Below are 22,742 nucleotides of genomic sequence, written 5' to 3' on the forward strand. Positions count from 1 at the left end.
ATCCGCTCGCAAAGTTGACAATAGCGCGAACCGCAGACCATCAGGAGGATGGACGTGCCTATGGAAAGCAATGGACCGAAAGAAGCGGTTTCCACGCGATTGCAGCGCATCGAGGATGACCTTGAGCGCCTGTATTCATTGGAGCAGACGCCTGCTATAGCGGCTGCCATAGCCGCGCTGGTTTCCGAGGCCGAGGATCTCCGCCGCTCGATCGTACAGATCGACGACAAGATCATGCGCGAGAAGATCAAACTGGCGAGAGCATTGCGCTACAGGAGCATGCGGCTTGGCGACATCGCCGAAAAGGTCGGGTTGAGCAAGACGTCCGTACAACGCGTCTGCCGCGATATCCCGGTCGATAGACGCGCATCGCCTCGGCTCGTGCCTCCGATATGGCTGGACAAGGCCAAGTCCATGGAAGCCGAGGGCAAGACGCGCCGTGTCATCGCTTTGGAACTCGGCATCCCCATGGCGAACTTCTACAGAGCCTATAACAGATTTACCGGACACCGCGGATAGAGCGCCTTATTCGAGGTTCGCGCGACAATCTGCGGCCCCTTGCCGAACTACGCGGCGCCATCCATACGGCGGTTGCCACGGTAGATCGTATCGATGTCTTCCGCCGACATCGGCTTGCCGAAGAAATAGCCCTGCAGCTCGTCGCACCCGGTCAGCTTCAGTTGGATCGCCTGCTGGCGCGTTTCCACACCTTCGGCCGTCACCGGAATATCCAGTGAGCGCGCCAAAGCGACCGTCGCCTGCAGCAGATCGACGGCGCGTCCGCCATCGTCCAGCGCAATCACCAGCGACTTGTCGATCTTCATCCGATCGAAGCCGAACTGCCGCAGATAGCCGACGCTGGAGAAACCTGCACCGAAATCGTCGAGCGCGATCTGGACGCCCAGCTGCCGGAGCGTCGTCAACGCCATGCGCGCCCGCTCCGGGTTTTGAATGAAATAGCCCTCGGTCATCTCAAGCGTGATGCGAGCCGGATCCGTACCCGTTTCGCGGAACACAGAACACACATGTCTGGCGAAGGCGGGATCGCGGAACTGGCCGGGCGAAATATTGACGGCCAGCTTCAGGCCCGGCCATCGCCGCAGCGTCTCGCAGGCATGGTGCAGCACGAAAAGGCCGAGCTGGTCGATGAGGCCTGTCGATTCCGCGATTGGGATGAAGACTTCCGGCGGCACCGGACCATGGTCCTTGCGGTTCCAGCGGGCCAAAGCCTCGACCCCGATCAGCAGCCAGCCTTCGGCATCGACAACCGGCTGATAAACCACATGCAGTTCCCCCCGCTCGATCGCAATCCGCAGATCGATCTCCAGCTTGTTGCGTTCTTCGCGCTCCGCATCCATTTCCGGCCGGTAGTGATCGGCACGGCCTCGCCCGGTTTCCTTGGCGCGGTACATGGCCATGTCAGCCCGCCGGACCAGTTCCTCTCCGGCCACCCGGCCACGCGGGGAGATGGCAATCCCGATGCTGGTGCCGATGGTCGCCACCCGCTCGCCGATCACGAAGGGCTCTTCGAAGAAGCCAAGGATTCGGTCCGACAGCGTATCGGCTGCCACAAGTGCCTCGAAGGTCAGCAGCGCCACGGCAAACTCGTCGCCACCCACGCGCGCCAGCACCGCATCGGGACCGACCAGCGACTTCAAGCCCGCTGCAACGCCGCGGATCAGCTGGTCGCCGGTGCCATGCCCATAAGCGTCGTTGACTTCCTTGAAGCCATCGAGGTCGAGATAGAGAAGCAGGACATGCAGTTCTCGCCGATGGCCCTCCTCCACCAGTTCGTCCAAAGCGGCAAAGAAGCCGGCGCGGTTGAGGAGACCGCTCAACCTGTCGCGCATGGCAAGCTGGCGGGCCGCCGCCTCGTCCGCCTTGACCCGCTTCAGCGTGTTCGAGCCGCTGACGAGAAGCAGCAGAAAGAACAGCCCCACCATGACCAGCGCGTAATAGACGAGCGGGCGCACCTGGTGATAGCTGAGATCTCCCGGCAGGCGCGACTGCCAGCCAAGCCTCGCCAGCAATTGCCCATGGGCGTTGCGTATATCCACCGTGTTCGGCGATGGCTGATCAGACGCCGTAAAACGCAGTCCCTCCACCACATAGGTTTCCGCCAAGCCGGTCACCTTCTTGTCATCCAGGTGACGTGCGAAAACCAAAAAACGGCGCTGGTCGCGCAGCTTGTCCAATTCGCCTGATTTCTTTCGGATAAGGGCCGCGCCTATGGCCGCCACGCCCTTGCCCGTTCGAATGAAACCCGTCGCCTCCGGCACGGCGTCCGGCCCTGCAGAGGCGGCCTTGTCGAACAAAGTCCAGAGCGAACCGTCGAAATAGTCTTGCGGGCTCCATCCGACAGGTTGCCCGTCCTGATAGACCATCAGCACATTGTGATGAATATCCATGACGACTGCGATATCGAAGAGATCGCTATTGGCGGTCATGTCGCCGTAATTGCTCTTCACCCATTCCTGGCCATCGGAGGCATAAACGAACTGCGCTGCATCGTCCCAGGCCGCATAGTCGTTCAGCGTCGCATGAAGCTGGCTCTCGAAGGTGCGCAGAGCGCCGGCCGTGGTCTGCCGCGAACGGTCGTCGTCCAGCCGGTTCGAGTAATCGGCAATGCGGCTGATGGCGGTGAGAATGAAGATGGTGACGAGAACGACGACCAGCGCGAAGGCAGCCAGCATCGCCATACCGGTCAACCGCCGACCGACCTCAAGGCGATGGCGTAAACGTGGCGGTGAAAGTCGCATTCTCTTCCTCGCAGGACCGCCACATCTTTCGCGAGTATGTGTTCAAATACCGTTAAAACCGCTGGGCCAAACCTCGAAGAGACTGGCCCAGCAAGGATTTCGAGGTTTACCAGGACGGAATCAGGGCGCCTTTGAACTGCGTGTTGATGAAGTTCCGGATGCTGTCGTCATGGTAGGATTCGACCAGCGTCTTGACCCAGGGCGCATCCTTGTCGGCGCGACGCACGGCGATGACGTTGGCATAGGGCGACTTTTCGCCTTCGATCGCGATCGCGTCCTTCTTCGGATGCAGGCCGGCTTCCATGGCGTAATTGGTGTTGATGACGGCGGCGTCCACGTCGTCCAGCGAACGCGGCAGCTGGGCCGCGTCCAGTTCGGAGAACTGGATGTTCTTCGGGTTCTCGGTGACGTCGTTCGGAGTAACCTTCAGCCCCTTGGCGGGATCGACCTTGATCAGGCCTTTGCTGGCGAGCACCAGAAGCGCGCGACCGCCATTGGTCGGGTCGTTCGGGATCGCGATATGGGCGCCGCTTTTCAGCTCGTCCAGGCTCTTCACCTTCTTGGAATAGACGCCCATCGGGGTGGTGATGGTGGTTCCGACGCTGACGAGGTCGAATTTGCGATCCGCGACCTGGTTGTCCAGATAGGGCTGGTGCTGGAAGGAGTTGGCGTTGAGATCGCCATCGGCAAGCGCCTGATTGGGCACGACATAGTCGGAGAACTCAAGGATATCGATCTCGAGGCCCTTCTTGGCGGCGATCTCCTTTACCTTTTCCATGATCTGCGCGTGCTCGCCAGGCGTGACGCCGACCTTGATGGTTTCGGCAAACGCCGAACTGGCTGCAAGGGCTGCGATTGCCGCTGCGAGAATGAATTTCTTCATGGGTGTCTCCTTTGGTTTGTTATAAGGCCAGTCTTCGGAGGCTGGTTTGGGTAATGTCAGGTCTTGCGGTTACGCTTGTCGAACCGCCGCGCCAGAACGTCGCCGGCGCTCTGCACCGCCTGGACGAGCACGATCAGCACCACGACCACGGTCAGCATCACGTCCGGCATGAAGCGCTGGTAGCCGTAGCGGATGCCGAGATCGCCGAGGCCGCCGCCGCCGACTGCGCCGACCATGGCGGAAAAGCCGATGAGGCTGACCAGCGTCATGGTGAGACCCAGCACGAGACTGGGGCGCGCTTCCGGCAGAAGCACTTTCCAGACGATCTGGAAGGGCGTGGCGCCCATGGCCCGCGCCGCCTCGATCAACCCCTTGTCGATCTCCCGGATTGCGGATTCCACCAGCCGCGCGAAGAAGGGAATGGTGGCGATGGTCAGTGGCACGATCGCCGCATAGGTGCCGATAGAAGTGCCGGTGACGAAGCGGGTAAAGGGAATAATTGCGACGACCAGAATGATGAACGGCGTGGAACGCGCCGCATTCACGACAAGGCCGATGATGCGATTGGCCATGGGCGCCGGGAAAAGCTCGCCCCTGCCGCTGGTGGCCAAAAAGACGCCGATCGGCAGGCCGATCAGCGAGCCGAGAATGCCGGCGATGCCCACCATCTGCAGGGTCTGGCCCATGGCCTTCCAGAGAAGGTTGAAGAGCATATCAGGCGACATAGCCAAGCACCTCCGTGGTCAGGCCGGTTTCCGCATAGAAGCGGGCGGCGCGTTCCAGCACCGCCGGATCCGAGGCATAGGAGACGACAAGCGAACCGAAGGGCTCGCCGGCGATCTCATCGATCGTTCCGGCCATGATGTTGACGCCGGGGCCTATTTCGCTCACCAGCCGGGCAGTGAGCGGCTGGAAGGCGGTCTCGCCGAAGAAGATCAGCCGCACCATGACGCGGCCGCCCGCAAGTGGCTGGGGCTGAAGACCCGAGCGCACCCATTCCGGCAGTTTCACGCCGAGCGACGAGGACAGAAGCGCTCGCGTCGTCTCGTGCCTGGGCATGGTGAAGATATCGAAGGTGCGGCCAGCCTCCACGATCCTGCCCCTGTCGATCACAGCGACATCGGTGGCAATCGTCTTCACCACCTCCATCTCATGGGTGATCAGAAGCACGGTGAGGCCAAGTTCGGCATTGATCCGCTTCAACAGCTCCAGGATCGAATGGGTGGTTTCCGGATCGAGTGCGGAGGTCGCCTCGTCGGACAGCAGCAGCTTCGGCGACGTGGCCAGCGCCCTTGCAATGCCGACCCGCTGCTTCTGCCCGCCCGAAAGTTCCGAAGGATAGCTGTTCGCCTTGTCGCCAAGCCCGACCAGATCGAGCAGCGGCGCTACCTTTTCCCGGATCGCCCGCGCGTCGAGGCCTGCGATCTCCAGCGGCAGCGCCACATTGTCGAAAGCGGTGCGAGACGAGAGAAGGTTGAAGTGCTGAAAGATCATGCCGACCCGGCGGCGCAGGTCGCGCAAGGCCGTTTCCGACAGGCCGCCCACTTCGACGCCATCGACAAGCACCCGGCCCGAGCTTACCCGTTCGAGGCCGTTCACAAGCCGGATCAGCGTCGATTTGCCCGCACCGGAGCGTCCGATAATGCCGGTAATGGCACCACGCGGGACGGAGAAATCAATTCCATCCAGGGCGGTGAAGCCGGGCTGGCCGCCACTGCCGCCGAACCGCTTGGTAACGGCTTCGAAGGCCACCATGGGCGCATGTTCCGCAATCGAAGGCGATGCGGCAGACCCGGATGGAGGGACTTGCTCTGGAAGAGATGTCGGGTTTGTCGATGTCATGAAAAGTCCGTTATGGGCCGCGGCGACGCAACCAGTCTGAAAAGCCAAGCTCCGGTGTCGTCAGCGACACATTCGAAATCTTGACCGCCGCTCTATCACTGGACTTGACCTCTTCCAACCGCTGCCGTGCATGGCAGACTTGCACCCCAATAGAGGGGCTTATCGCATTACAACCCTCGCCAAGCCGAGGCAAGAACGTGCTGTAGAACGCTGGATGCGAAAAAATTCGTCCAATCCTGCCGTCACGCGACCATTTGCAGATCGGGCGGGAGCAGGCTTTCGAAGGCGGGGCGTCCAAACAGATAGCCTTGAACCAGGGTTACGCCGATATCCTGCAAAGCCTTCAGCTCGTCTATCGTTTCCACCCCTTCGCAGATCGGCTTGATGCCGAAATCGAGCAGCATGGCGAGCGTATGCTTGACCACCACGCGCCGTGAACGGTCGGTATCGATCCCCCGGATAAGCCCCATATCCAGCTTGACGATATCCGGCTGGAAGCTTGCAAGAAGATTGAGCCCCGAGTGACCGGCGCCGAAATCGTCTATCGCGGTCAGGAAGCCGATATCCTTGTAGGTTCGCAGGATGTTGAGAAGATGGTCGGTGTCGATCTTTTCCACTTCGGTGAATTCGAAGATGATGCGGTTGAGTGGGAAACCCACCCGCGTGGCCGTTGCCAACGTAAGCCGGATGCAGGCGCGGGGCTCGTAGACGGCGTTGGGGATGAAGTTGATCGAAAGCTTGGTGTCCGTGGCACCGCCGCCGAGATCCCTTGCCAGTTCGATGGCCTTGGCACGGCACTGCTGATCGAAGGCGTATTTATTGCCATCGTTCACCTGTGAAAGAATGGTTCCGGCACCTTCCCCACCCAGGCCGCGCACGAGAGCCTCATGGGCGAACACCGTCCGGCTTTCCAGATCGACGATCGGCTGAAAAGCCATCGAGAAAGGAATGTCAAATCCCGCACCGTCCCGGCAACCCTGGCAACCCACCTTCATCACCATCTCCAATTGTGAGTTGCTGTTTTAGAAGATCATTCCTTAAGGAAGCGGAACATGTATTAGGTTATTTTGGGGATTACGGTTCTCCAACACCTCGAATTAGGCAAGTCTCACACCTTCACCCAGGCGCCGTTCTTCTTCGATGATGCCACGCAGGCCTCGACAAATGCGACGCCTTTCACGCCATCGTCCACGGTCGGGTAGATCACCGCCTTATCGACCGCGACGCCCTTTTTCCCGGCGTTGATGGCATGTGCGGCTTCTGTATAGATCGTCGCAAAGGCTTCCAGATAGCCTTCCGGATGACCGGACGGAACGCGGCTGACGCGGCCCGCCGCAGAGCCTGAACCGGCGCCGTTGCGGGTAATCAACCGCTTCTGCTCGCCGAACGGCGTGAACCAGAGATAGTTGGGGTCCGCCTGCACCCATTCTATGCCGCCCTTGGTGCCGTAGACGCGCAGCTTCAGCCCGTTCTCGTGGCCGGGCGCCACCTGGCTGCACCAGAGCATGCCCTTTGCCGCCTTCTCTGAGCCCCTGGCCTTGAAACGCAGCATGACATGCGCATTGTCGTCGAGCCTACGGCCGGCCACGAAACTGTCGAGATCCGCCGCCAGGCTGTCCAGCTCCAGCCCGGTCACGAAGGAGGCGAGATTGTAGGCATGCGTGCCGATATCGCCGGTGGAGCCGCCTGCCCCCGACTGGGCGGGATCCGTGCGCCACACCGCCTGCTTGGCGCCGGTTTCCTCGACCGCTTCCGTCAACCAGTCCTGCGGGTATTCCGCCTGCACGATGCGGATGTCGCCAAGCTCGCCATTGGCGACCATTTCCCGCGCCTGTCGCACCATGGGATAACCGGTATAGTTGTGGGTGAGGATGAACAGCGTATCGCTCTCGTCCGCCAGCTTCTTCAGCTTCTTCGCGTCCGCAAGGTTGGAGGTGAGCGGCTTGTCGCAGATCACATGGATGCCGCGTTTGAGAAATTCCTTCGCCGCCTCGTAATGCACGTGGTTGGGGGTGACGATCGACACCGCTTCGATGCCGTCCTTCAGCCGTGCCTCGCGGATCGCCATCTCCTTGTAGGAGCCATAGGTGCGGGCCGGATCGAGCCCCAGGTCACGGCCCGAAACGATCGCCTTTTCGGGCGTGGACGACAGCGCGCCGGCCACCAGCTCGAACTGGTCGTCCAGCCGTGCCGCCATGCGATGCACCGCGCCGATAAAGGCACCGGCCCCGCCGCCCACCATGCCGAGCCTGATGCGGGGCTCGCGTGTCTGTCCGTCCTTGGCTTCGATGGTCATGATCGTGTTTTCTCCGTGAATTTATGCGAAAGAACCCCCTCTGGCCTGCCGGCCATCTCCCCCACAAGGGGGGAGAAAACCCTCCGCACCGTCTCAAGTCGTCATTGAAGGCGCCGCAGGTTAAGCCCTCCCCCTTGTGGGGAGGGTGGGGAGGGGTGTCTACTGGATCCCCAGCAAGCGCCGGTTGGCGGCCTCGTCCGTACCCGCCCCGGCGAAATCGTCGAAGGCCTTGTCGGTCACGCGGATCATGTGCGCCTTGACGAATTCGGCACCCTCGCGCGCACCGTCCTCGGAATTCTTCAGCGCGCATTCCCATTCCACCACGGCCCATCCGTCGAAGTCATAGGCGGCCATCTTGGAAAAGATCGCTCCGAAATCCACCTGCCCGTCGCCAGGCGAGCGGAAGCGGCCGGCGCGGTTGAGCCAGTTCTGGTATCCGCCATAGACGCCTTGCCGCCCGGTCGGATTGAACTCCGCATCCTTGACGTGGAACATCTTGATCCGCTCATGGTAAATGTCGATGTTGTCGAGATAATCCAGGCATTGCAGCACGTAATGCGACGGGTCGTAGAGCATGTTGGCGCGCGGATGGTTCTTCACCCGCTCCAGGAACATCTCGAAGGTCACGCCGTCATGCAGGTCTTCGCTCGGATGGATCTCGTAGGCGACGTCGATGCCATTTTCATCCGCATGGTCGAGGATCGGCGTCCAGCGGCGGGCAAGCTCGTCGAATGCGGTTTCGACCAGGCCGGCCGGGCGCTGCGGAAAGGGATAGAGATAGGGCCAGACCAGCGCGCCCGAAAAGGTCGCGTGTGCGCTGAGGCCCAGATGCCGCGAGGCCGTCAGCGCCATCTTGACCTGGTCGACCGCCCATTCCTGCCGAGCCTTCGGGTTCCCCCGCACTTCCGGGGCGGCAAACCCGTCAAACACTTCGTCATAGGCCGGATGCACGGCAACCAGCTGTCCCTGAAGATGGGTCGAAAGCTCGGTGATCTCGACACCGTTCTGGCGCGCCACGCCCGCAAGCTCGTCGCAATAGTCCTTGGAGGTGGACGCCTTGTGGAGATCGATCAACTGGCCTGCCCAGGTCGGCACCTGCACGCCGATATAGCCCTTGTCGGCCGCCCATTTGGTGATCCCGTCCCAGGAATTGAACGGCGCCGCATCGCCCGCAAACTGGCCGAGGAAAATGCCGGGGCCTTTGATGGTTTTCATGATGTTTCTCCGTAAAAATACCTGCAGTCGTGATGTGTAGCCCCCTCACCCGCCTCCGCTCGCGCTTGGCGACCTCTCCCCGCGGGGGAGAGGATGGTCCGAAGGACCGGATGAGGGGGGTCTTCTAAGCGGGCGCCATCCTCAGAACGGCGAGTCCGGGAAGTAGAAGCTCTTGGCATTCTCCTTGGTCACCAGCGTCGCATCCAGGATATAGGTGCCGCTGACCGGCACCTGGTCGTAGAAGCTGGCCGCCGTCAGCTGCATGGCGGTCGCCACCATAGCCGGCGGATAGAGCACGTCGACCGGGATCATCTTGTCGCCGTCCATGACCTTCTTGATCATGTCCTTGGAGCCGGCACCGCCGACCACATACTTGATGTCCGTGCGCTTGGCCTGGCTGATCGCCTCCAGCACGCCGACCGCCATGTCGTCGTCCTGACACCAGACCACGTCGATCTTGGGGTATTTCGTCAGGAAGTCCTGCATCACCCGGAAGGCATCGTCGCGGTTCCAGTTGCCGTACTGGCGATCGAGAACCTTCACCTTGGAGCCGGCAATACCCTTGTCGAAACCGTCCTGGCGCTGCTGGTCGATGGGGATCGGCAGGCCGCGGATAATCACCACCTGCGCATCCGGCGTGGTCTTGGCGATGTACTGGCCGGCGACTTCGCCAAGTGCTGGGTTGTTGCCCGCCACGTAGAGGTTGCGGATCGTGTTGTCGTTGACCGAAGGCGCGCGGTCCACCAGCGCCACGAAGGCGCCGGAATCCTTCACCTGCTGAATGGCGTTGACCAGCGGATCCGGATCGGACGGCAGGATGACCAGCGCATCGAGCCCCTGCACGGCAAGGTCCTGCACGGCATTGGCCTGGCTTGCCGCATCCGGCGATGTCTTGACGATGACGTTGAGGCCCTTGTGCTCGGCCATCAGCAGCTTCGCGACACGCTCCGCGTGGAAGACCACGCCGGAGGTCCAGCCGTGGTCAGCGGCCGGAATGGAAACGCCGATCGTGACCTTCTTGCCTTCCTGAGCCAGACCTAGGCTGGGGCTGGCGGCAGCGGCGGCGACGAATCCCGCCGCACCGAGGCCAAATGTTCTTCTCTTCATGTTCTCTCTCCCATGTTGCGGGGCTTGTTCCTCCAAAGCCAGGCGCACCCCTTTTGCCTGGCCAATTCTTCCTCGATGCAGCCTCACTTCCGCATCAGCGACCGCTGCACCAGCATGGCGATGATGATGATGGCGCCCTGGATTGCGCCGATCAGATATTCGCTGACGAAGTTCGACAGGATCATGATATTGCCGACGATTTCCAGAATGAAGGCGCCGCAGACCGTGCCCCAGATCCGACCAACCCCGCCGCGCAGCGCCGTGCCGCCGACGACCACCGCCGTGATCGCCTGAAGCTCCCACAATATGCCTGTGGTGGCAGACGTGGAGCCGAGCCGCGGCACGTAAAGAATGACGGCGACGCCCACGCACATCCCCTGCACCACATAGGCGATGGTCCGCACGCGATTGACCGAAATGCCCGAATAGCGCGCCACGTCCTCGCTTGAGCCGACGGCGATCAGGTGGCGCCCGTAGCGCGTGCGGTAGAGCACGAAGGCGGCGATGGCCGCCGTCACGAAGATGATGACGATGGGGATCGGAATGCCGGCGACTGAACCGAAATAGACCGGACGGTAGAGTGCCTGCAACTCGCGGTCCTTGAGCGTGATCGCGCCGCCCTGGGAAAGCCAGGTGGTTAGCCCGCGATAGATACCCATCGTGCCGAGCGTGGCGATGAACGGCTCGATGCGGCCGAGCGTCGTGATCAGCCCGTTGAAAAGCCCGCAGGCGGCCCCCAGCAGGATCGCCACCAGCATGGCCGATACCAGCAGCAGAACCGGATCTGCGACCGCTCCCGAATTGAGGAACAAGATCATCAGGCTTGCCACGAAGGCCACCATGGAGCCGACCGAAAGGTCGAGCCCACCCGCCGAGATCACATAGGTTGCCCCAAGCGCGATGATGGCGATGAAGGCGCTGCGGGTAATGACATTGGTGAGATTGGCGAGCGAGATGAAGCTCGGATTGGCGAAATAGCCAAGCAGCAGCAGCAGGGCGAGCGCGATGAACGGCGCAATCGCCGCCATATCCCAATCCCGCGAGGTTTTCGGCGCCTTGGCCGGTTCCGTGGCGGCAAGCGTCATAAGGCTGCCTCCCCCATCGCCAATTCTGGTGCCAGGGGCAGCACCCCCTCTGGCCTGCCGGCCATCTCCCCCACAAGGGAGGAGAAAGCGCGCGGCACCCGCCTACCGAAATCGGATTGCGAAGGAGCGGCTGGGTTAAGCCCTCCCCCTTGTGGGGAGGGTGGGGAGGGGATTTTTCTCATGCCGCCTCCCCCGCGCCGCGCCCGGCATTCACCCCGGTCGCCAGCGCGACGATCTCGTTTTCGTTCATGTGGTCTCCCGTGACTTCGCCGACGATCTGCCCGGAGCGCATCACCAGGATGCGGTCGCATATGCCGATCAGCTCCGGCATTTCGGAGGACACGACGATGATCGAGCGCCCCTCCTCCGCCAAGCCGGCGATGAATGTGTAGATCTGTTGCTTGTTGCCGATATCGATGCCGCGCGTCGGCTCGTCGATGATCACCACCTGCGGGTCGAGCAGCATCATCTTGGCAAGCAGTAGCTTCTGCTGGTTGCCGCCCGAAAGCTGCCCGGCAAGAATCGTCTTCGTGCCCGTACGGATGTCGAAATCCTTGATCGCCTTGTCGAGCGCGTCCGACTCCCGTTTGGCATCGATCTGCAGAGCCCCGCTGAATTTGGTCAGCGAAGCCAGTGTCAGGTTGATGCGCAGATCCTTGGAAAGCAGCAGCCCCTTGCCCTTCCGGTCTTCGGAAAGATAGGCGACGCCCGCCTTCAGGCTCGCATGCACATCGGTGAAATGCACCGGCTTGCCGTTGAGCCGCACACTTCCCTTGCCCGGCCGAAGGCCCACCAGACCCTCCATAAGCTCGGTGCGGCCGGCACCGATCAGGCCTGCAAACCCCAGGATCTCGCCCTTGTGGAGACGGAAGCTGGCGTCGCGGCCATAACCGGGCACGGTAAAGCTTTCGACCTCGAGAACCGCTTCGCGGGCCTCCGCCGCGTGGCGGTCCGGGTAGAGCTTGGCGACGTCGCGCCCCACCATCAGCCGCGCCATGTCGGAAGGCTGCAGTTCGGAGGCATCATGCGAGGCGACCAGCCGGCCGTCGCGCAGCACGGTCACCCGGTTGGCGATCTCCTTCACCTCCGGCAGACGATGGGAAATGTAGAGAACGCCGACGCCCTTGGCGCGGATCTGGCGGATGACCTTGAGCAGCGCATCGGTCTCGTGCGGGGTAAGCGATGCGGTCGGCTCATCGAAGATGACGATACGGTGCGGCACCAGCAGAACGCGCGCGATCTGCACGAGCTGGCGCTGCGCGATCGACAGGCGCGAGACGATCGTGCGCGGGTCGAGATCGCCGCCGAGATCGCCGATGGCGCGGGCTGCCCCCTCGTTCATGGCGCGGTCGTCTATGGTGAAGCCCCGCCGCAGTTCGCGGCCGAGATAGATGTTCTGGGCAACGGTCAAATCGGGCGCAAGCAGGATTTCCTGGTGCACCAATACGATGCCGCGGCCTTCGGCATCAACGGGGCCGCTGAAGGTAACCGCCTCGCCGCCCATGCGGATCTCGCCGCGCGTCGGCTGGTGGTTGCCGGCCAGGATCTTCATCAGCGTCGATTTGCCGGCGCCGTTTTCGCCGATAATGGCATGAACTTCGCCGGAGCGAACCGTAAGATCGATGTCCTTGAGGACCTCGACAATGCCGAATGTCTTGGAAAGGCCGGTCGCATGCAGCAACGGCAACGGCTCGGACGCATCCACGGTCATGGACGTATCCCGCACTGAATGGACGCGGATGCGATTCCCACCAGAATCGTCACCCGAACGCCAGCCTCCTCGCAAGCGGTCGAATGCACCTGAACTTCCTCCCTTTTTTCAAGGCTAGCGAAGATTCTGAGGTACGTAAAGCAGATTTGCGCGCAAAGCGTCGGCCATCCGAACTTACGTCGCCCGGGCGGGAAGAGGCGAGCTGGTCGAGGACAGTAATAGATGGTCCGCGCCGACGGATCGGCCCACATATTTACGCGGAGAGTATCCTGTGACCCGCTTGAACGCGGTGCTGAATGCAGCCTCCGACTCGTAGCCTAGCGACACTGCAATATCGCTGATCCGCTCCTTGCCGCTGGTCAGCCGATCGCTGGCCAGCAGCATGCGCCAGCTTGTCAGGTATTCGATTGGCGAGGTGCCCGCCACCGCCTTGAACCTGAGGGCGAATTTCGAACGGGACATTCCCGCTATGGCTGCAAGCACGGGCAATGTCCAACGTCTGCCGGGATCCCTGTGGATCGCGTCGATGGCAGGACCAATTCTCGGATCCCCCGAAGCGAACAGCAAACCTGTTCCGGATGCGGCTCCAAGCGAAAGGTATAGCCTCAAGGCCTGAACGAGCATCAGATGGGCAAGGTGTTGCACGACGAGGGAACTGCCAGGCTGGGCACTGGAAAGTTCATGTCTCATGCGATCGAGAGCCCAGTGCAACCCCGCTTTTTCACTTTCATCCCGCAGCCGGACGACGGGCGGCATGGTGCCGAGCAGCATGTCCGAATGAGCGTCGGAAAGCGCAAAGTGGCCACCGAGCATCATCGTATCGCCGCCGCCGTTCACGCGGGCGATACCGCCAATCCACTCCGATCCCGCCACCGTCTCAAAAGCGAGAGGTTTGAATGCCGGATCCTTCGCGATCACGAACCGCTTGCCGCGTGGCAGCAGGACACAATCTCCTGCTTTCAGACATATGGGGTCTGCCTCACCCTCAACTGCAATCGACGCTGTCCCGGACACCAGTGCGAAATACTTTACCCCGCAGTGGCTGTTGAACTGAACCGACCACTCGCCGCCCATATCCAGTCCCCCTGCGACATAGGTCTGGGGCTTTAGACGCGACAGAACGGCAGAGAGAGTATCCATCGAAAGGGGACAATCACGAAAGAATTTGGGATTTTCAAGCATAGTTCATCCCGCACCCTCTTGCTATGCCTTTCTGCGTCGACACTACGGATCGACCCAATCAGGAACATGTTCATGATCAAGATCATCTTAAGCTTCAGGCGCCGCGAGGGAATGAGCCTCCAGGAATTCAAGAATTATCGTCGCGACGTGCATGCGCCTCTCCTTTTCGCGATTCCCGAAGCCAAACTCGTGCGCCGCTTCGTTGTCTCTTATCCCGTTACGGCGCCTGAATTTCCTGCTCCGAGCTATGATGCCGTAGTCGAAGCCTGGTTCGACAATCTCGATGACCTCAACGCGCTCTATTCCTGCGAGAACTTCAAGACAAAGGTCGATCCCGACCATCCCAACTTCATCGACCTGAACTCGGTCGGAAGAATGATTTGCGAAGAGACGGTCGTGGTCGGGTGACGCCAATAGAGGCGCGACATCGCACCTCACCCCGCCTTGACGAAATCGATGAAGGCGCGTAGCGGCGCGGGCACCAGCCGGCGCCCGGGATAATAGAGGAATGGACCGGGAAAGCTCTCCCACCAGGGCTCAAGCACCGGTTCCAGCGCGCCGCTGTCGAGGCTGGGTTGCAGCCATTCCTCGAACAGATGGATGATGCCGAGCCCCTGTACCGCCGCCTCGATTGCAAGCTCGAGCGCGCCGCCGGGCCGTACCACAAGCGGTCCCTTGGGATCGATACGGACCACTTCGCCTTCTTTTTCGAACTCCCAGACCGGCATGGCGCCGCTCGCAAAGCGGCCGCGCAGGCAGCGGTGCTCCAAGAGGTCGCGGGGATGCTCCGGCCGGCCATGGGAGTCGAGATAGGCGGGTGACGCGGCGGTTGCGAACTGCTGGGTACGCGGCCCGATCGGAATGGCTACCATGTCCTGGTCCAGCCGCTCGTCATAGCGGATGCCCGCATCGCAGCCGGCTGCGAGCACATCGACAAAGCTGTCTTCCGCGATGATCTCCAGGACGATATCGGGATAGGCTTTGAGGAAGGGCGCAACAATCTTCGGAAGCACGAGGCGCGCCACACTCACCGGAACGTTGAGCTTCAGCGAACCGGCTGGCTTTTCGCGAAACCCGTTGACGACGTCGAGCGCCGCTTCCATTTCCGTCAGCGCCGGCCCGAGCCGGGCAAGAAGCCCTGCGCCCGCTTCGGTCGGAACCACGCTGCGCGTCGTGCGGTTGAGCAATCGCAGCCCAAGCTGTGTCTCCAGCCGCCGCACCGCCTCACTCAAGGCGGAGGCACTGGAGCCACTGACGCGGGCCGCTTCCCGAAAGCCTTTTGCTCTTGCCACTGCAACGAAAGCTCCAAGGTCACCGAGGTCGACTGCCATTGATCTGTTTTCCGCACAAGCCGTACTGATTGTACGGGATTATCCAAAGCGACACCAAGCCCTATCTTGCCGTCATCGTCATTCGAGATTTGATCCAGAAGGAGCTCATCATGTCCAATATCGAAAAATCCGGCACCTACCGCCTCGGCGACCGCATGGTCAAACGCCTCGGTTATGGCGCCATGCAGCTTGCCGGCAAGGGCGTCTTCGGTCCGCCGAAGGATCGCGACCAGGCGATCGCGGTGCTGCGTCAGGCGATCGAGGCCGGCGTCGACCATATCGATACCAGCGACTTCTACGGCCCGCACATCACCAACCAGATCATCCACGAGGCGCTTCACCCCTATCCGGACGATCTCACCATCGTCACCAAAGTCGGTGCCAAACGCGGGCCCGACGGCTCCTGGCCTGCTGCGTTTTCCCCGCAAGAGCTGACCTCCGCCATCCACGACAACTTGCGCAACCTTGGACTGGAGCAGATCCAGGTGGTCAATCTGCGGGTGATCTATGGCCTGCACGGACCTAAGGAAGGTCCGATCGAGGAACAGATCCACGCCCTGGCCGAGCTCCAGCGCCAGGGTCTCATCCGCCATATCGGTATCAGCAATGCCACGCCCCAACAGATCGCGACAGCCCGCCAGATCGTCGAGATCGTCTGCGTGCAGAACATGTACAATATCGCCCAGCGCGCGGACGACGCGCTGATCGACGATCTGGCCAGGGACGGCATCGCCTATGTGCCCTTCTTCCCGCTCGGCGGCTTCACGCCCTTGCAGTCGTCCACGCTGTCGGACGTGGCGGCAAAGCTCGGCGCAACTCCCATGCAGGTGGCGCTTGCCTGGCTGCTGAAGCGCTCGCCGAACATCCTGCTCATTCCCGGCACATCCTCGCCGTCCCATCTCGAAGAGAACCTGGCGGCGGCCGAACTTGAGTTGCCGGAGGAAGTGCTGGTGGAGCTGAACGCCATCGCCGCCTGAACGCTGGCCGCATATTTATCGATTCAATCGGCGCAGGATCTCAGCGGGCCTGCGCCGAAAGTTTGTTCAGGAGGAAACCTTTAGGCATCGGTCCGGTTCGACACCCACAGGAACCGGCTCTCGTGATTGCCACGTGTGGCCGCTCAGCCCCGAGACGAACAGACATTGGAGACGATCATGCGAGCTTTGGTTTGGCACGGCAAGGAAGACATCCGGTGCGATACCGTGACGGACCCCGAGATCGAACACCCCCGTGACGCGATCATAAAGGTATCGAGCTGCGCCATTTGCGGTTCGGACCTGCACCTCTTCCACAATTTCATACCCGCGATGATGCCAGGCGACATCATGGGCCATGAGATGATGGGCGAGGTCATCGAGACCGGCTCGGAGATGAACGGCAGCCTCAAGAAGGGCGACCGCATCGTGGTGCCCTTCACCATCAATTGCGGCGAATGCGACCAGTGCAAGCGCGGCAATTTCTCCGTCTGCGAGCGCTCCAACCGCAACAAGCAGATGTCCGACAAGGTTTTCGGCCACGCCACAGCCGGCCTGTTCGGCTACACCCACCTGACCGGCGGCTATCCGGGCGGCCAGGCGGAATATCTGCGCGTGCCGTTTGCCGACGCCACCCATATCAGGGTGCCGGACAGCATGACCGACGAGCAGGCGCTGTTCCTCGGCGACATTCTGCCGACCGGCTGGCAGGCCGCCGTTCACTGCGACATCGAGCCGACCGATACGGTCGTCATCTGGGGCTGTGGCCCCGTCGGCCAGATGGCGATCCGCAGCGCCGTTCTGCTCGGGGCAAAGCAGGTAGTTGCGATCGATTGCGTTGCCGAGCGCCTTTCCATGGCGCAGGCCGGTGGCGCGATCACCATAAATTTCGAGGAAGAAAGCGTCGTCGAGCGGCTGAACGAGCTGACCAACGGCAAGGGTCCGGAAAAGTGCATCGATGCCGTCGGCCTCGAAAGCCACGTCTCGATGAGCCAGCCGGACACGCTGATGGACCGCGCCAAACAGATGATGATGGTGGAAAACGACCGTCCGCACGTCATCCGCGAGATGATCTATGTCTGCCGCCCTGGCGGTATCATTTCCATCCCCGGCGTCTATAGCGGTCTTGTCGACAAGATCCCGCTCGGCATGGCCATGAACAAGGGCCTCAGCTTCCGCATGGGCCAGACCCACGTCAAGCGCTGGACGGACGATCTCCTGCGCCGCATCGAGGAAGGCCAGATCGACCCATCCTTCGTCATCACCCACACTGTCGGGCTCGAAGAAGGACCCGAGATGTACAAGGTGTTCCGCGACAAGCAGGACAGCTGCATCAAGGTCGTCCTGAAACCGTAAAGCGAGGTTCACTCATGTCCTATCTGACCAATAAAACACGCCCCGAAGGCGATCCGAAGATCCTGCATTCCGGCCCGAGTTCCCTCAATGCCTCCGACCGTCTGGCCCGTAATCTCGGCTGGTTCAGCCTCGGGCTTGGCCTGGTTGAGATCTTCGCGGCCGAGAAGATCACCACGGCACTCGGCATGCGCGGCAAGGAAAACCTGATCCGGGCCTACGGTGCCCGCGAGATCGGCGCCGGCATGATGACCCTGTCCGTCGACAAGCAGGTGGGGCTTGCAAGCCGCGTTGCCGGCGATGCGCTGGATATCGCGACCCTGATGACGGCCATGCGCCCGGATAATCGCAAGCGGGAGAATGTGGGCGTGGCGCTTGCCATCGTGGCCGGCATCACGCTGCTGGACATCATCGCCCTCGGTGCAACCACGGTACGGCACACGCGGGGCCGCGGCCAGGCCCGCAGCTATGGTGACCGGACCGGGTTCCCCAAGGGGGTCGAAGCCTCGCGGGGTCTGGGACGCAAGCAGCTGGCAGACCTGCGCCCGGCCGATGCGGCAACGGGCAACAGCTCGACGCAGCCCGCAGCCAACGTCAACTAATCGAAATATGGCAGGCGGAGATGAAACTCCCCTGCCATACCCTCGTCAGACGTAACGGTTGACGACGTTTTCGAGATATTCCTGGCGGCCGGACCTGGGCTCCGGATTGACGTTCTCGCGCTCCACCATGGCCGCGATCTCATCCAGCTTGTACTCGCCGCGCAGCATCTTCTGCGCTTCCGGGCTGTCCCACTTCTCGTAGCGGGCATCCAGCGGGCTCTTCAGCGCACCGTCGTCCAGCATCTTCGCCGCAGCCTTCAGGCCGCGGGCGCAGCAATCCATGCCGCCGATGTGACCAATCAGCAGGTCGGCCGGATCGAGCGACTGCCGGCGCAGCTTGCTGTCGAAATTGGTGCCACCATTGGTAAAGCCGCCGCCAGCCAGAACGTGATAATAGGCCAGCGCCATTTCCGGCACGTTGTTGGGGAACTGGTCCGTATCCCAGCCCGACTGGTAGTCGTTGCGGTTCATGTCGATCGAGCCGAATATGCCGAACGAGTTCGCCATGGCAATTTCGTGCTCGAACGAATGGCCGGCCAGGATCGCGTGGCCCTGCTCGATATTGACCTTCACTTCCTTGTCCAGCCCGTGCTTCTGCAGGAAGGCATAGACGGTCGAGACGTCGTAATCGTACTGGTGCTTGGTCGGCTCCTGCGGCTTCGGCTCGATCAGGATCGTGCCTTCGAAGCCGATCTTGTACTTGTACTCCACCACCAGGTTGAGGAAGCGACCCATCTGGTCGAGTTCGCGGGTGAAATCCGTGTTGAGCAGGGTTTCATAGCCCTCGCGGCCGCCCCATAGCACGTAGTTCGATCCGCCGAGGCGCTTGGTGGCGTCGAGGCAGGTCTTTACCGTCGCTGCGGCAAAAGCGAAGACATCGGGGTCCGGATTGGTGGCGGCACCCGACATGTAGCGGCGGTGCGAGAAGAGGTTAGCCGTGCCCCAGAGCAGCTTTACGCCGGTCTCGGCCTGCTTCTTCTCGAAGTGATCGACGATCTCGTTGAGGTTCTTCGTGTTCTCCGCAAAGCTGTTGCCTTCCGGGCGCACGTCCGCGTCATGGAAGCAGTAGAAGGGCGAGCCGAGCAGCTGGAAGAATTCGAAGGCGACGTCGGCCTTCAGCTTTGCCGCCTGCATGCTGTCGTCGAACCACGGGCGCTGGAAGGTCTGGCCGCCGAACGGGTCGCCGCCCGGCCAGGTGAAGCTGTGCCAATAGGCGACCGCAAAGCGCAAATGGTCTTCCATGCGCTTGCCGCCGACGATCTCGTCGGGATTGTAAAAGCGGAACGCCAGCGGATTGGTGCTGTCCGGTCCTTCGTATTTGATCTTGCTGATATCGCCGAAAAAGCCTGTCGACATTGGGTGTTCCTCCTGTTGGAATGTTGGTTGGTATGACGCCACCTGCCGTTGAGCGGGCAGCGGTGTGATTTCATAATCGTCGCGGGGGCCAGCCCCCCTCTGCCCTGCCGGGCATCTCCCCCTCAGGTGGGGAGATCGGCTGGGGGCCTGCCCACCCGCCAAACGAACCTCTTCTTCTGCGCACCTCGAACTGAATGGCTCGACAGGGAGCGATGGTTGCTCATCCTTCGATCTCCCCCCTTGAGGGGGAGATGTCCGGCAGGACAGAGGGGGGTGACGCTGGGTTACCGCGTAACAGCCTCCTCATCAGTCCATCCGTTCAATGCACCAGCGATCTGATGGCCGGATAGGCCGCCCGATACCGCTCATACGCGACCTCATAAGCATCCGACAATTCGGCGACCGGTTCGATCGTCGCTTCCGTCACCGGTGCCGAACACACGACAACCGGATCGGCGCCGGTAGCTGCAATCAGTCCGAGACGGGCAGCGCCGAAGGCGGCACCGAAATCTCCATCCGCCGGAATATCCACCGGCACACCAAGTGACGTTGCGATGGAGGCGAGCCAGTAACGCGAACGGGAACCGCCGCCGATCGCCGTGACGCGCGAAATCGAGGTGCCTGCAGATTTCAGCGCTTCGAGATTGTCGCGGATGGCGAAGGTCACGCCTTCGAGCACCGCCTGGGTCAGCACGGCGCGGCTGCTCTCGTGCTCGAGCCCGATGAATGCACCGCGGATGACCGCGTCATTATGCGGCGTCCGCTCCCCCGAGAGATAGGGAAGGAAGGTCACGCCGGAGGGCGCCTTCAGCGCATCGCCCAGTTCCGTGGTAAGCTCGGCGGGTGACTTGCCGGCGATGTGCGAATACCAGTTGAGTGCGTCGGTGGCCGACAGGATGACGCCCATCTGGTGCCAGGTCTTCGGCAGCGCATGGCAGAAGGCATGCACGGCGCTTTCCGGCTTCGGCAGGTAGGAGGCGTTGGCCGCGAAGAGCACGCCGGACGTGCCGAGCGACACGAAAGCCTGTCCCTCCGCAACCGTGCCCATGCCGCAGGCAGAGGCCGCATTGTCCCCTGCCCCACCGGCAACCACTACCTCGCCGCCGATGCCCCAGGCGGAGCGCAGTTCGGCACGCAGCTTGCCCGCCTGGTCCGTGCCTTCAACCAGATCAGGCATCTGTTCCTCAGAAAGATCCGTGGCGGCGAGAAGCTCGGACGACCACCGGCGGGCGCCGGTGTCGAGCCAGGACGTACCGGCCGAATCCGACATTTCCGACATATGTTCGCCTGTCAGCCACAGGCGCAGGTAATCCTTGGGCAGGAGAACCTTGGCGACTTGGGCGAAGATCTCCGGCTCGTTGTTCTTCACCCAGGCGAGCTTGGGAGCGGTAAAGCCGGGGAAGACGATATTGCCGGTGATCTGCCGAAAGCGCGGGTCGGCATCGAGAGCCGCCGCTTCCTGATAGGAGCGCGTATCGTTCCACAGAATGCAGGGCCGCAGCACCTTGTCCTGCGCATCCAGCAGCGTTGCGCCGTGCATCTGGCCGGACAGGCCGATACCCTTCACGGCGGCAAGCTGCTGGGGAAACTGCGCCTTGAGGCCTGCGATCGCCTCTTCGGTCGCCCGGATCCAGTGCGCCGGCTCCTGCTCGGACCAGCCGGAATGCGGCCGGGACACGTCGAGCGATCCGCTCGCGGAACCGACGATCCCCTGCTCGCCGTCGATCAGCATGGCTTTGACGCCGGACGTGCCGAGATCGAGACCGAGATACATGGTGTTTCTCCTATTCATGTGCCGTCTTCGCGGCGTTGTTGCTTGCGGCGCTTCACGCTGTGCGGGAAGGGTCGGCGCTCAGGGCAGATTGTCCTTCAGGAAGATGTCGATACGAATACGCTCCTGCGCGGCGATCACCGGCAGACCGTCCGCCTTGGCCTTCAGCACCCGGATGGCGCTGCGAACCTCGTGCCCGGCGTCCTGGTTCAGCACAGCGTCGATCGTGCCATCGGCCAGGGCGGCTCTGGTATAGGCTGTCAATTCATGGGCAATGACCATGGCGCGCCTCGTCATCGACACCTTGCGCAGTGCCTGGATCAGGCCCCGATTGCCGGCGCCGAGGCTGTATATGCCGGCAATCTGCGGGTTGTCTTCCAGCACCTGCATGACCAGGGCTTCGGCAAGCGCCGGATCGTCGCGGCCCTCCAGCACGGGCAGGATCGCCAGACCCGGAAACTGCTCCCGCACCACCGTCGCAAAACCCTCCAGCCGCTCGCGATGGTCACGCACAAGCATGGAGCCGGAAAGCACCGCCACCGTCGCGTCACCGCCGCCGAGAAAGCGGCCCATCAGGCTGCCGGCCGTGCGTCCGGCAGCAATATTGTCGATGCCGACATAATGGTCGCGCGCCGCCTCCGGCAGGTCGGAAACAAGCGTGACGATAGGAATGCCAGCGGCCGCCACCCGCTGAACAGCCGCGCGCACGTCCGGCGTGTCGATGGCGACGAAGGCGACACCGGCCGGGCGCTCCAGCACAACCGTGTCGAGCGCTGCGACAAGGGCAGCCGGATCGAAGGGCGGCACATTGACGATACGGACGGCCATGCGTTCCAGGCTGGAACGTGCGATTGCGCCACGCACCTCGTCTCCGAGCCCAATCATGAAGGAATTGTCATTGGCCGGCAGGATGAAGGTGAAGGCATAGGTGCGGCTTTTGGCGAGGTTCGCGGCAGCCACGTCACGCACATAGCCAAGTTCGGCAATTGCGCCCTCCACTCGCTGGCGGGTGACGCGCCGGACGCCCGGCCGGCCATTCAGCACACGGTCCACGGTGGCAAGGCTGACGCCCGCGCTACGCGCTATGTCATGAACCGTTGGCTTCATGAAATCCTCCCGACCAGCGTCGTAAACCAGTTTTTGAGGTACGTAAATCAGAAATTCCCGAGGCGCAGAATATTAGCTTTAAGACAGAAGAGACGGGACAAAAGAAAAGGGCCGCCGCTTTCGCGACGACCCCTTCCGGCGGTGGATCTTTGAAGAAGAGTCCGGTCG

Annotated in this window: 20 protein-coding genes; 5 read left to right on the forward strand and 15 right to left on the reverse strand. The window is 62.0% G+C overall.

All coding sequences use genetic code 11. The annotated features are described in order from the left end of the window. Positions 1-54 precede the first annotated feature (54 nt). Positions 55-519 carry a hypothetical protein gene (locus EPK99_RS11380; RefSeq protein ID WP_128443135.1) on the forward strand — a complete coding sequence of 155 codons (465 nt, stop codon included), beginning with the start codon at positions 55-57 and terminating at the stop codon, positions 517-519. A 47-nt stretch (positions 520-566) separates the two neighbouring features. Here EPK99_RS11380 and EPK99_RS11385 read toward each other — a convergent pair whose 3' ends face one another. From EPK99_RS11385 to EPK99_RS11435, 11 genes are all read right to left on the reverse strand, one after another. After that, positions 567-2,759: a bifunctional diguanylate cyclase/phosphodiesterase gene (locus tag EPK99_RS11385; protein WP_128443136.1), complete on the reverse strand. Its 2,193-nt coding sequence runs from the start codon at positions 2,757-2,759 to the stop codon at positions 567-569. 106 nt (positions 2,760-2,865) lie between these two features. Then, the gene (locus tag EPK99_RS11390; RefSeq protein ID WP_128443137.1) at positions 2,866-3,642 is read right to left on the reverse strand and encodes a MetQ/NlpA family ABC transporter substrate-binding protein; all 777 of its coding nucleotides are present in this window, start codon (positions 3,640-3,642) and stop codon (positions 2,866-2,868) included. A 56-nt stretch (positions 3,643-3,698) separates the two neighbouring features. Next, positions 3,699-4,367 (reverse strand): methionine ABC transporter permease, encoded by a 669-nt coding sequence (locus EPK99_RS11395; protein ID WP_128443138.1) that lies wholly within the window; start codon positions 4,365-4,367, stop codon positions 3,699-3,701. Then, positions 4,357-5,397, reverse strand: coding sequence for a methionine ABC transporter ATP-binding protein (locus EPK99_RS11400; protein WP_128443139.1), 1,041 nt, complete (start codon positions 5,395-5,397; stop codon positions 4,357-4,359). Before EPK99_RS11400 ends, EPK99_RS11395 begins: the two co-directional genes overlap by 11 nt. A 329-nt stretch (positions 5,398-5,726) precedes the next feature. After that, on the reverse strand, positions 5,727-6,479 hold the full coding sequence (locus tag EPK99_RS11405) for an EAL domain-containing protein (RefSeq protein ID WP_128443140.1): 753 nt from the start codon (positions 6,477-6,479) through the stop codon (positions 5,727-5,729). Positions 6,480-6,592: 113 nt separating this feature from the next. Further along, complete coding sequence (locus tag EPK99_RS11410; RefSeq protein WP_128443141.1) at positions 6,593-7,780, reverse strand: Gfo/Idh/MocA family protein; 1,188 nt, start codon at positions 7,778-7,780, stop codon at positions 6,593-6,595. A gap of 159 nt (positions 7,781-7,939) precedes the next feature. Continuing rightward, on the reverse strand, positions 7,940-8,995 hold the full coding sequence (locus EPK99_RS11415) for a sugar phosphate isomerase/epimerase family protein (RefSeq protein WP_128443142.1): 1,056 nt from the start codon (positions 8,993-8,995) through the stop codon (positions 7,940-7,942). Positions 8,996-9,136: 141 nt separating this feature from the next. Continuing rightward, entirely contained in the window at positions 9,137-10,102 is a 966-nt protein-coding gene (locus EPK99_RS11420; RefSeq protein ID WP_128443143.1) for a substrate-binding domain-containing protein, read from the reverse strand. Positions 10,103-10,185: 83 nt separating this feature from the next. Continuing rightward, positions 10,186-11,187: an ABC transporter permease gene (locus EPK99_RS11425; protein WP_128443144.1), complete on the reverse strand. Its 1,002-nt coding sequence runs from the start codon at positions 11,185-11,187 to the stop codon at positions 10,186-10,188. 178 nt (positions 11,188-11,365) lie between these two features. Further along, a complete protein-coding gene (locus EPK99_RS11430; protein ID WP_128443145.1) occupies positions 11,366-12,898 on the reverse strand; it encodes a sugar ABC transporter ATP-binding protein in 1,533 nt (510 codons plus the stop codon). Positions 12,899-13,072: 174 nt separating this feature from the next. Further along, positions 13,073-14,038, reverse strand: a complete 966-nt coding sequence (locus tag EPK99_RS11435) for an AraC family transcriptional regulator (protein WP_128443146.1) — start codon at positions 14,036-14,038, stop codon at positions 13,073-13,075. Between the two features lie 114 nt (positions 14,039-14,152). On the opposite strand from EPK99_RS11435, the gene EPK99_RS11440 reads away from it, so the two are divergent. Continuing rightward, positions 14,153-14,488 (forward strand): EthD domain-containing protein, encoded by a 336-nt coding sequence (locus EPK99_RS11440; RefSeq protein WP_128443147.1) that lies wholly within the window; start codon positions 14,153-14,155, stop codon positions 14,486-14,488. 26 nt (positions 14,489-14,514) lie between these two features. Here EPK99_RS11440 and EPK99_RS11445 read toward each other — a convergent pair whose 3' ends face one another. Next, positions 14,515-15,411, reverse strand: a complete 897-nt coding sequence (locus EPK99_RS11445; protein ID WP_128443148.1) for a LysR family transcriptional regulator — start codon at positions 15,409-15,411, stop codon at positions 14,515-14,517. 110 nt (positions 15,412-15,521) lie between these two features. On the opposite strand from EPK99_RS11445, the gene EPK99_RS11450 reads away from it, so the two are divergent. From EPK99_RS11450 to EPK99_RS11460, 3 genes are all read left to right on the forward strand, one after another. Beyond that, positions 15,522-16,388 carry an aldo/keto reductase family oxidoreductase gene (locus tag EPK99_RS11450; RefSeq protein ID WP_128443149.1) on the forward strand — a complete coding sequence of 289 codons (867 nt, stop codon included), beginning with the start codon at positions 15,522-15,524 and terminating at the stop codon, positions 16,386-16,388. A gap of 177 nt (positions 16,389-16,565) precedes the next feature. Then, positions 16,566-17,741: a zinc-dependent alcohol dehydrogenase gene (locus tag EPK99_RS11455; RefSeq protein WP_128443150.1), complete on the forward strand. Its 1,176-nt coding sequence runs from the start codon at positions 16,566-16,568 to the stop codon at positions 17,739-17,741. 14 nt (positions 17,742-17,755) lie between these two features. Further along, the gene (locus EPK99_RS11460) at positions 17,756-18,340 is read left to right on the forward strand and encodes a hypothetical protein (RefSeq protein WP_128443151.1); all 585 of its coding nucleotides are present in this window, start codon (positions 17,756-17,758) and stop codon (positions 18,338-18,340) included. Positions 18,341-18,385: 45 nt separating this feature from the next. On the opposite strand, the gene xylA is transcribed toward EPK99_RS11460, so the two are convergent. The 3 genes from xylA to EPK99_RS11480 form a co-directional block, all read right to left on the reverse strand. Beyond that, a complete protein-coding gene (gene xylA / locus EPK99_RS11465; RefSeq protein ID WP_128443152.1) occupies positions 18,386-19,696 on the reverse strand; it encodes a xylose isomerase in 1,311 nt (436 codons plus the stop codon). Positions 19,697-20,015: 319 nt separating this feature from the next. Beyond that, positions 20,016-21,470, reverse strand: coding sequence for a xylulokinase (xylB, locus tag EPK99_RS11475; protein ID WP_128443403.1), 1,455 nt, complete (start codon positions 21,468-21,470; stop codon positions 20,016-20,018). 78 nt (positions 21,471-21,548) lie between these two features. Further along, on the reverse strand, positions 21,549-22,574 hold the full coding sequence (locus tag EPK99_RS11480) for a LacI family DNA-binding transcriptional regulator (RefSeq protein ID WP_128443153.1): 1,026 nt from the start codon (positions 22,572-22,574) through the stop codon (positions 21,549-21,551). Positions 22,575-22,742: the final 168 nt, after the last annotated feature.

Origin of the sequence: Neorhizobium lilium (assembly GCF_004053875.1) — a bacterium.
GTDB lineage: Bacteria > Pseudomonadota > Alphaproteobacteria > Rhizobiales > Rhizobiaceae > Neorhizobium > Neorhizobium lilii.

Bases quoted from the DNA above. Each gene is read 5' to 3' on its own strand.
- EPK99_RS11385 (WP_128443136.1), bottom strand. From the start codon at position 2,759: ATGCGACTTTCACCGCCACGTTTACGCCATCGCCTTGAGGTCGGTCGG.
- EPK99_RS11390 (WP_128443137.1), bottom strand. From the start codon at position 3,642: ATGAAGAAATTCATTCTCGCAGCGGCAATCGCAGCCCTTGCAGCCAGT.
- EPK99_RS11395 (WP_128443138.1), bottom strand. From the start codon at position 4,367: ATGTCGCCTGATATGCTCTTCAACCTTCTCTGGAAGGCCATGGGCCAG.
- EPK99_RS11400 (WP_128443139.1), bottom strand. From the start codon at position 5,397: ATGGTGGCCTTCGAAGCCGTTACCAAGCGGTTCGGCGGCAGTGGCGGC.
- EPK99_RS11405 (WP_128443140.1), bottom strand. From the start codon at position 6,479: ATGAAGGTGGGTTGCCAGGGTTGCCGGGACGGTGCGGGATTTGACATT.
- EPK99_RS11410 (WP_128443141.1), bottom strand. From the start codon at position 7,780: ATGACCATCGAAGCCAAGGACGGACAGACACGCGAGCCCCGCATCAGG.
- EPK99_RS11415 (WP_128443142.1), bottom strand. From the start codon at position 8,995: ATGAAAACCATCAAAGGCCCCGGCATTTTCCTCGGCCAGTTTGCGGGC.
- EPK99_RS11420 (WP_128443143.1), bottom strand. From the start codon at position 10,102: ATGAAGAGAAGAACATTTGGCCTCGGTGCGGCGGGATTCGTCGCCGCC.
- EPK99_RS11425 (WP_128443144.1), bottom strand. From the start codon at position 11,187: ATGACGCTTGCCGCCACGGAACCGGCCAAGGCGCCGAAAACCTCGCGG.
- EPK99_RS11430 (WP_128443145.1), bottom strand. From the start codon at position 12,898: ATGACCGTGGATGCGTCCGAGCCGTTGCCGTTGCTGCATGCGACCGGC.
- EPK99_RS11435 (WP_128443146.1), bottom strand. From the start codon at position 14,038: ATGGATACTCTCTCTGCCGTTCTGTCGCGTCTAAAGCCCCAGACCTAT.
- EPK99_RS11440 (WP_128443147.1), top strand. From the start codon at position 14,153: ATGATCAAGATCATCTTAAGCTTCAGGCGCCGCGAGGGAATGAGCCTC.
- EPK99_RS11445 (WP_128443148.1), bottom strand. From the start codon at position 15,411: ATGGCAGTCGACCTCGGTGACCTTGGAGCTTTCGTTGCAGTGGCAAGA.
- EPK99_RS11450 (WP_128443149.1), top strand. From the start codon at position 15,522: ATGTCCAATATCGAAAAATCCGGCACCTACCGCCTCGGCGACCGCATG.
- EPK99_RS11455 (WP_128443150.1), top strand. From the start codon at position 16,566: ATGCGAGCTTTGGTTTGGCACGGCAAGGAAGACATCCGGTGCGATACC.
- EPK99_RS11460 (WP_128443151.1), top strand. From the start codon at position 17,756: ATGTCCTATCTGACCAATAAAACACGCCCCGAAGGCGATCCGAAGATC.
- xylA (WP_128443152.1), bottom strand. From the start codon at position 19,696: ATGTCGACAGGCTTTTTCGGCGATATCAGCAAGATCAAATACGAAGGA.
- xylB (WP_128443403.1), bottom strand. From the start codon at position 21,470: ATGTATCTCGGTCTCGATCTCGGCACGTCCGGCGTCAAAGCCATGCTG.
- EPK99_RS11480 (WP_128443153.1), bottom strand. From the start codon at position 22,574: ATGAAGCCAACGGTTCATGACATAGCGCGTAGCGCGGGCGTCAGCCTT.